The sequence below is a fragment of the Neisseria sicca genome (genome assembly GCF_014054945.1).
Taxonomy (GTDB): domain Bacteria; phylum Pseudomonadota; class Gammaproteobacteria; order Burkholderiales; family Neisseriaceae; genus Neisseria; species Neisseria sicca.
In genome coordinates, this window is the sequence record NZ_CP059566.1 from 437,148 (window position 1) to 451,940 (window position 14,793).

Genomic DNA, 14,793 nt, shown 5'->3' on the forward strand with positions numbered 1-14,793 from the left:
TAGAATTTTTGTTTTAAACTGCACACATTACCTATTCCATTATTTATGTATTCTGTCATGCAAACAGCGCATCATTCATCTGCTTTCTTCTATTGGTACCACACAAACGTGCGGTACTTTTTTGCGCTTGTCTGAAACAGATTAGAGATAGGATACGCAAATCAGAGCCGCCTCATTTGAGCGGCTTTTTTGTTACCTATACATGGCCGCATCAATTGAAATATGAAATAAAACACAACTGAATCAGGATTACAGCCATGACACCGTCCATAAACGCCCAAACAAAAAACCTTCCTTTACACCGCTGCCAAATGATTGTTGACGGCAACAGCCATCACACAACAGCTTCCCAAGCCTTGCCGGGCAGTGCAGATACGCTGATTAGCGAGGCATTGATTCCGCAAATCCGTATGGTTGCCACTTTGATTGCAGGCGAAAGGCACGATTTTGAAGCAGACAGCCCTGCTGTCTTTACGGAGGAAGCCGATTTTTTTGCCGCACGCATCTTGGTATTGGGGGTACACCGTTTTCATCTGGATATCACGCTGTTGCCTATGCTGAAAACCGCCAACCAACGCGCCCAAGCGTTTGCCAAATGCCACCATCTCCCATTTACCCCCGCCCAAATGCATATGAGCCTGCATGCCCGCCGTCCTGACAACTTGCTGATTGTCGAAACCGAACACGAAATGGAAAACCATGGCAGCCTGATTGCCAACAGCCTTGCTTTCGCAGCCAAACTTCCCCGCCTGCCTTTGTAAACCATATTGACGCACTTGATAAAAATCAAATTTGCACCATATTCCACGGCAAGGCGCAGTATATTGATGCGCAGTTTGCCGATAACGCTCGGCTTAGACAATACCACTTCAAAAAGGATAAAAAAATGAAAAAACTCATTGCCTTAGCCGCACTTTCCTCACTTGCTCTCGCTGCCTGCAAAGACAATACCCAAGCCCAGCTTGAGCAGCAGCAAAAACAAATCGAAGCACTTCAGCAGCAACTTGCCCAACAACAAGACAATACGATTTACCAACTCACGCCGGAAGGTGTGAAAGATACCATTCCAGCCGAAGCGCAAGCCAACGGCAACAATGGACAGCCTGTGACCGGAACAGACGGACAACAATATATTTATGACCAATCCACTGGCAGCTGGCTGCTGCAAAGCTTGGTCGGTACGGCGGCAGGCGCATTCATCGGTAACGCGCTGGCAAACAAATTCACACAAGCGCGTAATCAAAACAGCCCGATTGCCCAGCGCGCACGCGCCCATTATTATCAAACGGCCCGTCCCAACAGCCGTACCAGCCAGCAACTCAATACCCGCAGCCTGCCTGCGCAACAACAGGCGGCGCAACAGCAACGTTACCGCCAAACAACCCAGCAGCCGTCCAATTATCGCCGCCCAATGAGTCGCGGTTTTGGCCGCCGCCGCTAAAGCCATTTGATTGTTTAAAACGGGTTTCCGATTCGGCAAAGAGTGCTGATCAGAGAAAGACAGCGTAACAGAGTTCGCTGATTTGCCGATTAAAGCAGATGAAGGTCGTCTGAAAATTCAGACGACCTTTGTTTATGCATCGCCGTAAAATGAAAGATGCCTTTAGTCAATACCTTTTATCAAAAGAAAAAGGGGATGCGGTTGCATCTGCATTTTCAGACGACCTGAGTTTCAAGTAAAATCTACCTCGTCTGAAACACACTCAATCTCTCAGTAAGGAAAACATCATGAGCAACCATCACAAACTTATCATCCTCGGTTCAGGCCCCGCCGGCTACACCGCCGCCGTCTATGCCGCCCGCGCCAACCTCAAGCCCGTCATCATTACCGGCGTCGAACAGGGCGGACAACTGATGACCACCACCGAAGTCGACAACTGGCCCGCAGACGCCGAAGGCGTACAAGGCCCGGAACTGATGGCGCGCTTCCTTGCCCATGCCGAACGCTTCGGCACCGAAATGATTTTCGACCAAATCCACACCGTCGATTTGCAAAACCGTCCCTTCACCCTCAAAGGCGACATGGGCGAATACACCTGCGACGCCCTGATCGTCGCCACCGGCGCATCCGCCAAATATCTGGGGCTGCCCAGCGAAGAAACCTTTGCCGGCAAAGGCGTATCCGCCTGCGCGACCTGTGACGGTTTCTTCTATAAACAACAAGACGTGGCCGTCGTCGGCGGTGGCAACACCGCGGTAGAGGAAGCCCTTTACCTCGCCAACATTGCCAATACCGTTACCCTGATCCACCGCCGCGACAGCTTCCGCGCCGAAAAAATCATGGTGGACAAACTCATGCAGCGCGTTGAAGAAGGCAAAATCATCCTCAAGCTCAACAGCAATCTGGACGAAATCTTGGGCGACGAAGGCGGCGTCACCGGCGCTCGTTTGAAACACAACGACGGCACTACCGAAGACATCGCCGTCAAAGGCGTTTTCATCGCCATCGGCCATAAACCCAACACCGACATTTTCAAAGACCAGCTCGATATGGACGAAACCGGCTACCTGAAAACCAAAGGCGGTACGGGCGACAACGTCGGCGCGACCAATATCGAAGGCGTATGGGCGGCAGGCGACGTCAAAGACCATACCTACCGTCAAGCCATCACCAGCGCGGCTTCCGGTTGCCAAGCCGCACTGGATGCCGAACGCTGGCTCGACCGACAAGGGTTGTAAAATGTAGTGGATTAACTAAATCAGGACAAGGCGACGAAGCCGCAGACAGTACAGATAGTACGGAACCGATTCACTTGGTGCTTCAGCACCTTAGAGAATCGTTCTCTTTGAGCTAAGGCGAGGCAACGCCGTACTGGTTTAAAGTTAATCCGCTATATCCGAAACGGTTTTCTCAAGCATAAAGGTCGTCTGAACCTTTCAGACGACCTTTTTTATAGTGGATTAAAATTGCAATGATACGGCGTTGCCAACGCCCTTATGTACTACCCGTACACGGCGGGCGTTGCCGCCTTGTCTCATTTTTATTTTAATCCACTATACAACATTTACAACAGAAAAACACATTATCCATCCTGCCTTATCCGATTTTATGAGCAAACAGCCCAACAGCGTAGACCCAGCCGAAATCCCGCAAGACCAAACCGTCCCGCGCAGCAATACCGACAACGCGCCGCGTTCCGCCATCCATCAGACGCTTTATTCCGCCGATACGTTTGCCCAACACGATTATCTCGCGGGTAAAAAACTGCCCGACATCGCCCGCCCGCAAGCGGGGCAGACCAACTGGCTGCATTTCGTCGGCATCAACGACGCCGCGCTGCTCAAACACACGCTGGAGCCTTACGGCATCCACGAGCTGGTCATCGAAGACATCCTCAGCCGCAAACAACGCCCCAAAATCGAAGACTACGACAATTATCTGTTTATCGCCGCGCAGGTTTACCACTACACCGCCGCCGGCAAACTGAATTCCGACCAAGTGTATCTGATTATCGGCAAGGATTTCGTGTTGTCGTTCCAGCAAAAACCGCTGGGGCTGTTCAGCCAGCTGCGCCGCCAAATGAGCGAAAACCCGCGCGGTATCCTCGGCAAAAACACCGCATTCCTCGCCTATTGCCTGCTCGATCGTATCGTGGACGACTATTTCATCGTTTTGGAAGAGTACAACAACCGCGTCGAAGCCATAGACAAATCCCTGTTTAAAAACGAAAACAGCGACATCCTCGGAAAAATCCACCGTCTCAAGCGCGATGCCGTCCGCCTTCGCCGCACGCTCTTGCCTTTACGCGACGTGTTCTATCAACTTGCCGTGCGTGTCGATTTCACCATTTTCAAAGGCGAGTCCACCGTCTATCTGCGCGACGTTTACGACCACAACATGCAGCTTCTCGAATCGCTTGACGCCTCGCGCGACATGGTGTTGAGCATGATGGACATCTACCTTTCCTTCCAGTCCAACCGCATGAACCAGCAGATGCGCGTCCTGACCGTCATCACCATCATCTTCATGCCCCTGACCGTCATCACCGGCATCTACGGCATGAACTTCGACAACATGCCCGAGCTGCATTGGCATTACGGCTATTTTATCGTTTTAGGTTTGATGCTGTGCATCATCGTCGGGCTGCTGATTTTCTTCTCGCGCAGAAAATGGTTATAAACCCATAAAAAAATCCAATTTCCGTATATTCATATATTAAATACAATCAGTAAGGTCGTCTGAAAACCATCCCAACCACTGAACGGCCGCCCGTCTAACACAAACATTCATTTTTAAAAGAGGAACACCATGGACCAAACCCGCCAACTCCCTTCACACGAACTCATCATGTCCGAACTGATGATGCCGGACACCGCCAATTTCAGCGGCAACGTCCACGGCGGCGAACTTTTGCGCCTGCTCGACCAAGTCGCTTATTCCTGCGCAAGCCGTTACAGCGGCAACTATTGCGTTACCCTGTCTGTCGATAAAGTCTTGTTTAAAGAGCCGATACACGTCGGCGACTTGGTAACCTTCTACGCCAGCGTCAACTACACAGGCCGAACCTCCATGGAAATCGGCATCCGCGTCGAGGCGCAAAACATCCGCACCGGCGAAGTGCGCCATACCAACAGCTGCTACTTCACCATGGTCGCGGTTGAAGACGGCAAACCCGTTCCCGTCCCGCCGTTGGAAATCACCACCGAGCGCCAACGCTGCCGCTATGAAAAAGCCAAAAAACGCAAAGCCTTGAGCCTCCAGGCATCCGACGAAGCTTCTTGCGGATGCTGAAAACGGACGGATAAAACGGATTGCAAGACAAAGGTCGTCTGAAAACCAGGTTTCAGGTTTTCAGACGACCTTTTTATTTGACGGATAAGGACATTATCGAAACTGCGTCTGTCGAAGCAGTTTCAGACGACCTTCTTCAGTAGGGCAACCCTTACGCTTCTTCCGCTTTGCTGCGGATAATCAGAAGCGGCAGGTGGCTTTGGCGCATAACGGTTTCGGCGAAGCTGCCCATCAGGAGGTGCATCAGGCCGGTGCGGCCGTGTGTGCCGAGTACCAGCAGGTCGGCGCCGTTTTCATCGGCGTAATCGACCAAATCCTGCGCCATTTCACGCGCGCCTTTGTTGGCGACCAGCAGGTGTTTGACAATGTTTTCCACGCCGTTTTCGCGGGCGGTTTTTTCAGCGAAGTCCAAGACTTCGTTGCCTTGGGCGACGGCAGCGGCCTCGTAGCTTTCGTGTTGCAGGAATTCAGGGGCGAGCGCCATGTATTCGGCGGGGTTGGCGACGTGTACCAAAGTCAGGCGGGCGTTGTTGACGCTTGCCAACTCGGCGGCGTGTTTCAGGGCGTTGAGGGAAGTTTCGCTGCCGTCAACGGCTACAACCAGATGTTTGTACATAGTTCATTCTCCTTTTGCGCCGCAGGCGGCACTTTGTTTCATGCGGTTGGGAAGGGTCCGATATGAAACGATTATAGACTCTTTCGGGCTGCTGCAACAGCCCGTCTGCTTTCCAGTATAATATGTGTCGCATTCGTCCGCAGCGTTTTGCGTTGATTTTCATTCATTTATTGATATATCACAAGGTTGGGTATGAACGACACCGTTTTTCTTCCTTCGCGCCGTTTCGGCGGTATTGCCAGACTCTATGGAGATGAAGCACTGGCGCGGTTTTCGAGCGCGCACGTCTGCGTGGTCGGCGTGGGCGGGGTAGGCTCTTGGGCGGTGGAGGCTTTGGCGCGGACGGGCATCGGTCGTTTGACCTTGATTGATTTGGACAACGTCGCCGAGTCCAATGTCAACCGCCAGCTTCATGCGCTGACCGACGATTTCGGCAAGGCGAAGGTAACGGCGTTGTGCGAACGCATTGCCCAAATCAATCCGCAATGCGAAGTGGAGGAAATCGAGGATTTTGTGACGGAAGACAATCTGGAAACGCTTTTCAGACGACCTTTCGACTTTGTCATCGACGCGATAGACCAAGTGCGCGTCAAGGCGGCGATGGCGGCTTATTTCGTGCGGCACAATCAGCCGTTTATCCTCAGCGGCGGCGCGGGCGGACAGAAAAATCCGGCGTTGATTCAAACCGCTGATTTGAGCCGCGTTACCCACGACCCGCTGCTTGCCAACCTGCGTTATACCTTGCGCAAACGCTACGGCTTCAGCCGCGATACCAAAGAAAAAATGCGCGTGCCGTGTGTGTTCTCGACTGAAAACATTACGCCGCCGCAATCGGACGAAGCGTGTTCGACCGATACTGCGCCGCAAGGGCTGTCCTGCGCGGGCTATGGCGCGAGTATGCTGGTGACGGCTTCGTTCGGTCTGTACTGCGCGCAGGCGGCGGTGGAGCATATTGCGGGACGGAAATGAGATGAATCGATTTTTTAAAACCTATTTTATCGCCAGCTTGATTTATGCGGTTGTCTTCGGTTTGCTGGTGTACAGTGTCGGTTTGCTGTTTTCAGGATTCGAATGTTTTGATATTGACGCTGACAATGAACAGTATGCAGAGTATTGTTCACGAGCTCATGAAATGTCGGCTTTTGAGAAAGTGTCTTTGAAGTTTTTCTTCTTTCCGTTTTTATCCGTGATGTTATTGTCCCTACTCAATGCCGGCATTATGAAGTGGACCAAACGCTGTACAACTTCGATGACTCTTGCCTTGCCTATTGTCGAATGGTGGATTGTTTGGTTCGTTTTTTTGCTGTGGGAGTGGAGTAGTCTGGATAGTTGGACGTCAATAGGAGGACTTCTTCTTTTCGGATTGCCTGTTTATGGCATGGCAGCAGTTCAAGCACTGAGTGTGTTGGTCTCTTCTGCAAATGCCAATCAGAAAATTTGATGTGGGTTTAAGCCTTTTGAAATTTATTTTTTCAGACGACCTTTTTTGCCTATGAACCGATTTTTCAAAGCCTATTTTATTGCCAGCCTGATTTATGCGGTGTGGTTCGGCGTGTTGATGTATGCCGTCGATCCGATGTTTGGCGCAATGGGATGCGACATGCAGTCGGGCGATTATTTGTGTTTTCAGGACGGCTCTCCGCGGCCGTTTACCAATTTCCTTTATCCTTTCCTGTCCGTTCCGATATTCAGCCTTTTGCACGCTGCCATCATGAAGTGGCGCAAACGCTGCTCGGTCGGGATGATTTGGTTTTTGGTCGGCTGCGAATGGCTGCTATTGTCGGTTTGGATAATCGCGATGCTGGCACGCGATGGCTTTGTGTTTTCCCGCGATGCCGTTACGGTGCTGACCGGCTCGTTTTTCGCTGTTTTGCCGCTGCTGGGCATGGCGTTGGCGCAAACGCTAGCCATTGCCATCGCTTCTTTGAAAAGCCAACGCAAAAAAGGCTGATTTTTGTTTTGCTACACTTGTTTTAGCGAAACCCGCTGCGTTTTCAGACGACCCCGTTATTGATTAACCACCCATCAAACCTAATAAGAAAAAGCTCTTCTAATCATGCCTTCAGAACACCTTATCTCTTCCGCCGCGGCAACGTCGTCTGAACATACTGTCGCGTGGGTATTCGGCCAACCCGTAACCGATTTGCCTCAGGATTTGTTTATTCCGCCCGATGCTTTGAAGGTTGTCCTAAGCAGCTTCCAAGGGCCGTTGGATTTGCTGCTTTACCTTATCCGCAAACAGAATATCGACGTTCTCGATATTCCGATGGTGAAGATTACCGAGCAATATCTACACTATATCGCCCAAATGGAAGCGTATCAGTTTGATTTGGCGGCGGAATATCTTTTGATGGCGGCGATGCTGATTGAAATTAAATCGCGCCTGCTGCTGCCGCGTCCCGAAGAGATCGAGGATGAGGAGGCGGATCCGCGTGCCGAGCTGGTGTGCCGCCTTTTGGCTTACGAACAGATGAAGCTGGCGGCGCAGGGTTTGGATGCGTTGCCGCGCGCGGGAAGGGATTTTGCTTGGGCGTATCTGCCGTTGGAAATCGCGGTCGAGGCGAAGCTGCCGGAGGTGTATGTCGCCGATTTGACGCAGGCGTGGCTGGGCATTTTGTCGCGGGCGAAACATACGCGCAGCCATGAAGTGATTCAGGAAACCATTTCCGTGCGCGCGCAGATGACGGCGGTTTTACGTCGTCTGAACGAGAGCGGGATATGCAAATTCAGCGATTTGTTCAAACCGGAGCAGGGCGCGGCGTATGTGGTCGTCAATTTCATCGCGCTCTTGGAGCTTGCCAAAGAAGGTTTGGTCCGCATCGTCCAGCCGGACAACTACGGCGAAATCGAAATCAGCCTGAAACAGGAAAATTTAGAACGCCCGGAAGCGGAAGAGGGCATTTCAGACGACCCCGCCGCCGACGTTGAAGGCGAAACGGCATGATGATTTCACGCTTGGCAAACCCATACCCATTTTAATCAACTGCCCTTTATATAGTGGATTAACTTTAAATCAGGCCAAGGTGACGAAGCCGCAAACAGTACAGATAGTACGGAACCGATTCACTTGGTGCTTCAGCACCTTAGAGAATCGTTCTCTTTGAGCTAAGGCGAGGCAACGCCGTACCGGTTTAAAGTTAATCCACTATAAACAAACAGGTACGAATTTATGAACAGTGTTTCCCCGTTCAACCGTAAAGCCTCGCTGTGGGCGGTCGGTTTGATGTTGTTCGCTTTGTTTTTCGGTGCGGGCAATCTGATTTTCCCTGCTTATCTCGGACAACAGGCTGGGGAAAGCTGGTTCTCTGCGATGACGGGTTTCCTGTTGACCGGCGCGGGCCTGCCGCTGTTGGGCGTGATTGCCATCGGCTATTCCGGTTCGCGCGATGTGCAGGCGCTGGCATCAAGGGTTGCGCCCTGGTACGGTGTGGCGTTTGCCGTCGCGCTGTATTTGTCCATCGGGCCTTTGTTTGCCATGCCGCGTACGGCGACGGTGTCGTTTGAGATTGCCGTTGCGCCGTTTTTGACTGAAAGCCAAAAAACAGTCGGGCTGGCGGCGTTCAGCGTGGCGTTTTTCGGCGTGGCGTATTGGCTGTCGATGTCGCCGGGCAAACTGGTGGACCGCATCGGTAAAATCCTGACGCCCGTATTGCTTTTGACGATTGCCGTTTTGGTCGGCTATGCCGCGTTGAATCCGATGGGCGTTCCCGCAGCGGCACAAGGCGATTTTGGCCTCCGTCCGTTCATAAAAGGCATTTTGGAAGGCTACGGCACAATGGACGCACTCGCTTCGCTGGTGTTCTCCATTATCGTCATTGACGCCGTGCGCGCGATGGGTGTGGACAACCGCTCCGATCTGCTGCGGACGACCGCCGTTTCAGGCATCGTTGCCGCATCTTGTCTGGCATTGGTGTACCTCTTCATCGGCTATATGGGCGCGACAAGCGTGTCAGGCTTGGGACTTCAGGAAAACGGCGCGGAAGTGTTGTCGAAAACGGCAAATTTCTACTTCGGCGTCCCCGGAAACATCCTCTTGGGCGTCATCGTCCTGCTCGCCTGCTTGAGTACCGCCGTCGGACTGATTACATCATGTTCCGAATATTTCAACCGCCTGTGTCCCGGCATTCCTTACAAAATGTTCGTCGTCGTCAATACGGTCGTGTCTATGGCGTTGGCGAACAAAGGCCTGTCCTCCATCCTGATCTTCTCCATTCCGATGCTGATGCTGCTGTACCCGCTGACCATCGTCATCATCCTGCTGGTCTTCCTGCACAAACTGTTCAGCGGCAGCCGCATCGTCTATTTCTGCACCATGATGGCAACGCTGGCAGTCGGTTTGCTCGATGCCTATAAAGCCGCGTTCGGTTTCAGTGAAGAAGTCGCCGCCGACATCAACGGCGCACTGCCGCTTTACAACGTCGGGCTGGGCTGGCTGCTGCCCGCAACCGTCGGCTTTATTTTAGGGTGCATCCTGAACGCCGCGCTCAAGAAAAAACATAAGGCTTAAATCACAAAACAAAGGTCGTCTGAAAGATTTCAGACGACCTTTTCTATTCAATCCCAGATAAATCCAGAAATTTGATGGATGCTCATTTTCGCAGGCTGCCTGACCTTTATGGTTGACAACTGCACTTCGGATGCGGGCCGGTTAACCGGAAACTACAAAATCCACCGTATGCGCTTCGCTATAATCGGGGATTTCCAGCTTGTTGATCATACGGTGTATCACATCATTCGGCACGGAATGTTCGCGGTTACGGTTTTGCGACAGCAATTGCGTGTAAGGCACTTCCAAATAAATCAGGTGTACCCGCGCGCCGTAGTCGGCGAACATAGGCAGCCACTTGCTGCGCAGGTCGCGGTTGAGGTTGGTGGCGTTAAAGACAAATGACGTGCGGGCGCGCAGGTATTCTTTTGCCTGCTCTTTACCCAAGCGCACGGCTTCTGCGGTGTGTTTCGGGTCGGCGGGGTCGAGTTTGCGCTCGCGGCGGATGTCGTCCAGCGACAGCATGGGCAGATGGGCAAGGTGTTGCCGGATATAGCTGTCTTTGCCACTGCCCGCTATGGCACACATGGCGTACACGTCAAAGGTTCGGTCGTCAAACGGCTGGTAATCGGGCATTTCGCTGCGGCCGTTAAGGTAAAGATAGCGGCCGTAATCGCTGGCGAAATTGCGTGCTTTGCCCCAGCAGCCGTTTTCTTCGCACAGCTCGCGGAACAAGTCGATGCGCAGCAGGATATCCTGTTGGTCGCGGCAGATACGGCCCAGAACGTCGGCTTTGGCAAGCATAGCGAGGTGGGCGGTATTGACCTGCAAAGAAGCGGCGATGACGGCGCGTTCCGGATTCGGTTTGTCGATTGCCCACAGCGGCAGTCCGTGCAGGCGCACGAGTTTTGCTATCACTTCGCGCACGGCAAACGGCGCGGCAAGTTCGGTATAAAGCAGGGTACGGGCGGTGTATTCGCCTTTTTTGGCATGGTTCGGAGACACAATCCGCTCTTTGCCGCCTTGGCTTTCGCGCTTGGTGGTGCTGCGTTTTTCTACGTCGTGCAACATGGCGGCGGCAAACAGGATATGTTGCTCCTGCTCGCTGAGTGTTTGGAATTCAGACAGTTGCAGCAGGGCTTCACACACTATTTTAGTATGGACGAACACATCGCCTTCAGCGTGCCATTCAGGATCCTGCGGCACGTTTTTCATGTCGGCAAACCAGCTGAAACGGTGTTCCAAGGCTTGCCAGTCGGGAAGTTTGCCGGGTGTGTAATGGGGGAATGTCCACATGGTCGTCTTTCTTATTATTGGATGACTTGACTTCAGGTCGTCTGAAATTGCCAGCTTTGCCAATGGTATTTGTCGTAGTCGATAAGGCGGGCGGGCTTCCAAGTTTTTGTCCAATGCACATCGGTTTTAACGTGTTTGGCGCGAACAAGTTTAAAGAGGTTGTCAAACTCGTTGGACTGTACGGGCAGGTTACCGTTGTTGGTGGCGAAACCGGCGGCGTTGCGGATGACGAAGCCTTCGCTGCATGCTTCGCCTGTTTTCGGGTCGTAGCCGCCGAGTTTGCCTGCGGTTTGCACGCTGTCTGTCCATGTTGCACCTAAATTGGCGAGCAGCCATTGCGCCAAAGCGGTGTCTTCGTCGGCGTATTTTTGGGTGAAGTCGGCAAGCGGCTGCACGATGGGAAGTTCGGGGACGGTGGGGAAGTCGAACAGCTGGGCATAGAATTTAACTTCTTCCCACGACAGCCAATGTCCGCCGCGTCGGACGGCAAACAGGTAAAAATAGCTTTCCAACTGCGAATAGGCGATGGAGTGGATGCCGTACATATTTTCGCCGAAAAGTTCGAGGTCGCCCAAGTCGTCTTTGATGTGCTGCCAGCGTTGCAGCAGCGGTTTGTCCCACGGATGTTGGGTAGGGGCGGCATGGCTGCGGGCATAAAGACCGTGGGCGGCGAAGCAGTTGTTTTGCCCGTCCAGCTTTTCGGTCAATACCAATTGCGGCAGAGTAGCGAAATGCGCGAGGTAGCCGCGAGGCATAAAGCGGTCGTCTGAAGTCGTGCCCAGGCTGATGGGGGCGTGCAGGCTGCGGGCGTATTTTTGTGGTTCGGTATTGGCTATCATGATTTGTCCTTGAAATTTATAGTGGATTAACTTTAAACCAGTACGGCGTTGCCTCGCCTTAGCTCAAAGAGAATGATTCTCTAAGGTGCTGAAGCACCAAGTGAATCGGTTCCGTACTATCTGTACTGTCTGCGGCTTCGTCGCCTTGTCCTGATTTAAATTTAATCCACTATATTTTTTAAGTTTTTCGGATGGTTTCTGCGGCTGATTATATTTTTTCTACCGTATCGCTTTGTTTAGACACCAAAAGCTGGTCGACTTTCAGATTTTCGGTGTCGATGATTTCAAATTTATAGCCCGCGTAAACTAAAAAATCGGTGCGTTTCGGGATTTTGCGCAGGGAATACATCATAAAGCCGGCGATGGTTTCGTAGTTTTCCGAATTGGGAAACTCTTCAATGTCCAGCGCGCGCATGACGTCGGCGAGCGGGGTCGCGCCGTCCACCAGCCAAGTATCTTCGGTACGGCGGATGATTTGCAGCTCTTCTTCGGTATTGACCAGCTCGCCCATGACGATGCTCATCACGTCTTTCAGCGTTACCACGCCGACCACCAGCGCGTATTCGTTCACCACCACGGCAAAGTCTTCGCCGGAAGTTTTGAAGGTTTCCAAGACATCGTAAAGCGACAGCGTGTCGGGGATAAACAAGGCTTTGCGCAACACGCGCTTGTCGGTCAGGCGGACGTCTTTTTCTTTTAAAAACAAGGTCAATAGCGTGTGCGATTCGATGTAGCCGATGACGCGCTCCAAATCGCCGTCGCACACCAAGAATTTGTTGTGCGGTTTTTCCGACATCATTTCCAACACGGTATCGCTGCCGTCGTTTTTATCGAAATAGGCGATGTATTCGCGCGTGCTCATGGTGGAAGTCACCGTGCGCGCCTGCATGTCGAAAATATTTTCAATCAGGTAGTGTTCCTGTTCTTTTAACACACCCGCCTGCGCGCCCGCATCGACGACGGCGTAGATGTCTTCCGAAGTCAGTTGCTCTTGGCGAACGGTGGAAATTTTGAAGAGTTTGAATATCGCGTTCGCCAGTCCGTCAAATGTCCAAACGAAAGGCTTTAGGATAAAAATCAAAAACATCATCGGCCGCACGATGCGCACCGCCACTGCTTCGGGATGGGTCATCGCTATGCGCTTGGGCATCAGGTCGGCAATCAGGATGAAGCTGCCCGTGACCAGTGCAAACGTCAGCAGCGACGCGGCCGTACTGCCCCAACTGCCCGCGTTTGCCAACAAACCGCCAAAATAAGGGCGCACCGCCGCTTCGCCGACGATACCGGCGAGAATGGCGACGGCGTTCAAACCGATTTGGACGACGGTAATGAAACTGCCCGGCTGCTGCTGCATGTTGAGCACATCCAGCGCGCGCGTGTCGCCGCCGTCTTTTGCCATGACTTGCAATTTGATTTTGCGCGCCGAGGCGAGCGCGAGTTCGGAACAGGAAACGAATGCGCTGATGACGATCAGCAGGACCAATAATAATAAGGCTTCGAGAATATTCATGAAAAACGGTGTGTGTGGCAAACAGAGGACATTTTAGCATTAAAGGTCGTCTGAACGACGAATCGCCCCTTGTGGTTGGATGGGGCGTCCAACTTTGGGAGCGGTTCAGGTTTCAGACGACCTTTTGCCTTTTGGCTGCGGTTACATAAAAAACGTAGCGGCAAATAACGGGTTTATTTGCCCAGCAGTTCGATGCTGCAAGCTACTTTGCCGACACGCATTTCGGCTGTGCCCGAACAGCGCCTGTAGACCAATTTTTGCGGCTCGTTACTCGTCATGCTGATAGTCCTTAAGATATGTTTTTAGTTTTTTCAACTGAGTTTTGAGGTTGATTTGTATCGCTTTGTTTAGGCACTAAAATTAGCTCGATTTTTAGATTTTCAGGGTCTTTGAGTTTAACCTCATATTCATCATTAACCCAAACAAAGGAATGCGTAATAAGGTCGGCAATAGTTTCCTGTTTTTTTGAGTTAGGAAGCTTCAGTTGGCGAATTACGTCTTCTAGAGGTGTGGTACCGCTTACCTCACAGGGAGTTGTTTTTTTGTTATTAGGGAGGTTCTGCGACGAGGATTTTCTTTTTGATCGTTTTATTGGTTCTTCTATGAACACAGTGCTTATACTCTTCAAGAATATTGAAACAAAGAAATATATTGATGCAATTACCCAAAAGATAACTAAATCCTTATTGCTTATTTCTTCTATTTCCTCTTTGTTTAGGTTAAAAAATTGGGGGAACCAATATAAAAGTGTAACAAAAAATGCTAACAATAGTATCACCGAGCCAGTATTTGCTATTGTAGAAGCAGTTCTTTTAAATATAAGATGGCTGCCAAACTTGATATGAATTTTTTTTAATTTATCTATTTTACTAGGATTTTCGTCACTTATTGTTTTATTATCGGTATTGTTTATTATAGTTGATTGTTTTTCTTTTTTAATTATTTTATTAAAAAGAATAGGAAGAGTGGTGGATAGAATGGTTAGAATAAGAAAGAATATTATCGCTGATAAAATATAAGTATTTAATTTTGGGATAAATTCATCACTTGGTATAATGTGGTTGACAAGAATATCTATGAATCTTTCTTGTGATGATCTTCTTGATAACAAAGTGGTTATTACTGCGGTTAATCCAAGTAATAAGGTTTGCATACCATATTCTGAAAAATCATTCCGTAAGGTTTTAAAAAATTCTTTGCGTTTGGAATTGGGCATTTTACTATCTATCCTTTTAAATTATTTATTAATAACCTATTAATAGGTTAAGGTCGTCTGAAAACGGTTTTGAGGTTTTCAGACGACCTCTGTGGATT

General features: G+C 50.9%; 15 protein-coding genes. 10 read left to right on the plus strand and 5 right to left on the minus strand.

Translation table 11 applies throughout. The annotated features are described in order from the left end of the window. The first annotated feature begins 257 nt into the window (after positions 1-257). The 5 genes from H3L95_RS02170 (at position 258) to H3L95_RS02190 (ending at position 4,732) form a co-directional block, all read left to right on the plus strand. On the plus strand, positions 258-761 hold the full coding sequence (locus H3L95_RS02170; protein WP_040667869.1) for a hypothetical protein: 504 nt from the start codon (positions 258-260) through the stop codon (positions 759-761). A gap of 125 nt (positions 762-886) precedes the next feature. Beyond that, positions 887-1,441, plus strand: a complete 555-nt coding sequence (locus H3L95_RS02175; RefSeq protein WP_003755407.1) for a hypothetical protein — start codon at positions 887-889, stop codon at positions 1,439-1,441. A gap of 287 nt (positions 1,442-1,728) precedes the next feature. Further along, the gene (gene trxB, locus H3L95_RS02180; protein WP_003755404.1) at positions 1,729-2,679 is read left to right on the plus strand and encodes a thioredoxin-disulfide reductase; all 951 of its coding nucleotides are present in this window, start codon (positions 1,729-1,731) and stop codon (positions 2,677-2,679) included. 370 nt (positions 2,680-3,049) lie between these two features. Continuing rightward, on the plus strand, positions 3,050-4,120 hold the full coding sequence (corA, locus tag H3L95_RS02185) for a magnesium/cobalt transporter CorA (protein WP_003755403.1): 1,071 nt from the start codon (positions 3,050-3,052) through the stop codon (positions 4,118-4,120). A gap of 129 nt (positions 4,121-4,249) precedes the next feature. Next, on the plus strand, positions 4,250-4,732 hold the full coding sequence (locus H3L95_RS02190) for an acyl-CoA thioesterase (protein ID WP_003755401.1): 483 nt from the start codon (positions 4,250-4,252) through the stop codon (positions 4,730-4,732). Positions 4,733-4,883: 151 nt separating this feature from the next. On the opposite strand, the gene H3L95_RS02195 is transcribed toward H3L95_RS02190, so the two are convergent. After that, positions 4,884-5,348: a universal stress protein gene (locus H3L95_RS02195; protein ID WP_003755397.1), complete on the minus strand. Its 465-nt coding sequence runs from the start codon at positions 5,346-5,348 to the stop codon at positions 4,884-4,886. Between the two features lie 192 nt (positions 5,349-5,540). Here H3L95_RS02195 and H3L95_RS02200 point away from each other — a divergent pair, with 192 nt between their 5' ends. The 5 genes from H3L95_RS02200 to brnQ all read left to right on the plus strand — a co-directional run bounded on the left by H3L95_RS02200 (position 5,541) and on the right by brnQ (position 9,855). Next, entirely contained in the window at positions 5,541-6,317 is a 777-nt protein-coding gene (locus H3L95_RS02200; protein WP_003755395.1) for a tRNA threonylcarbamoyladenosine dehydratase, read from the plus strand. Position 6,318: 1 nt separating this feature from the next. Further along, positions 6,319-6,789, plus strand: a complete 471-nt coding sequence (locus H3L95_RS02205; RefSeq protein WP_182096195.1) for a hypothetical protein — start codon at positions 6,319-6,321, stop codon at positions 6,787-6,789. 51 nt (positions 6,790-6,840) lie between these two features. Then, positions 6,841-7,299: a hypothetical protein gene (locus H3L95_RS02210; RefSeq protein WP_003755393.1), complete on the plus strand. Its 459-nt coding sequence runs from the start codon at positions 6,841-6,843 to the stop codon at positions 7,297-7,299. Between the two features lie 105 nt (positions 7,300-7,404). Further along, positions 7,405-8,292, plus strand: coding sequence for a segregation and condensation protein A (locus H3L95_RS02215; protein WP_003755392.1), 888 nt, complete (start codon positions 7,405-7,407; stop codon positions 8,290-8,292). 225 nt (positions 8,293-8,517) lie between these two features. Continuing rightward, positions 8,518-9,855 carry a branched-chain amino acid transport system II carrier protein gene (brnQ, locus tag H3L95_RS02220; RefSeq protein ID WP_003755387.1) on the plus strand — a complete coding sequence of 446 codons (1,338 nt, stop codon included), beginning with the start codon at positions 8,518-8,520 and terminating at the stop codon, positions 9,853-9,855. Positions 9,856-9,996: 141 nt separating this feature from the next. Here brnQ and H3L95_RS02225 read toward each other — a convergent pair whose 3' ends face one another. The 4 genes from H3L95_RS02225 to H3L95_RS02240 form a co-directional block, all read right to left on the minus strand. Further along, positions 9,997-11,130, minus strand: coding sequence for an AAA family ATPase (locus H3L95_RS02225; RefSeq protein ID WP_003755385.1), 1,134 nt, complete (start codon positions 11,128-11,130; stop codon positions 9,997-9,999). A gap of 32 nt (positions 11,131-11,162) precedes the next feature. Then, positions 11,163-11,969 (minus strand): RNA ligase family protein, encoded by an 807-nt coding sequence (locus H3L95_RS02230; protein WP_003755383.1) that lies wholly within the window; start codon positions 11,967-11,969, stop codon positions 11,163-11,165. Positions 11,970-12,177: 208 nt separating this feature from the next. Continuing rightward, on the minus strand, positions 12,178-13,479 hold the full coding sequence (gene paeA / locus H3L95_RS02235; protein ID WP_003755381.1) for a polyamine export protein PaeA: 1,302 nt from the start codon (positions 13,477-13,479) through the stop codon (positions 12,178-12,180). Between the two features lie 289 nt (positions 13,480-13,768). Next, positions 13,769-14,695, minus strand: coding sequence for a hypothetical protein (locus H3L95_RS02240; protein ID WP_003755377.1), 927 nt, complete (start codon positions 14,693-14,695; stop codon positions 13,769-13,771). Positions 14,696-14,793: the final 98 nt, after the last annotated feature.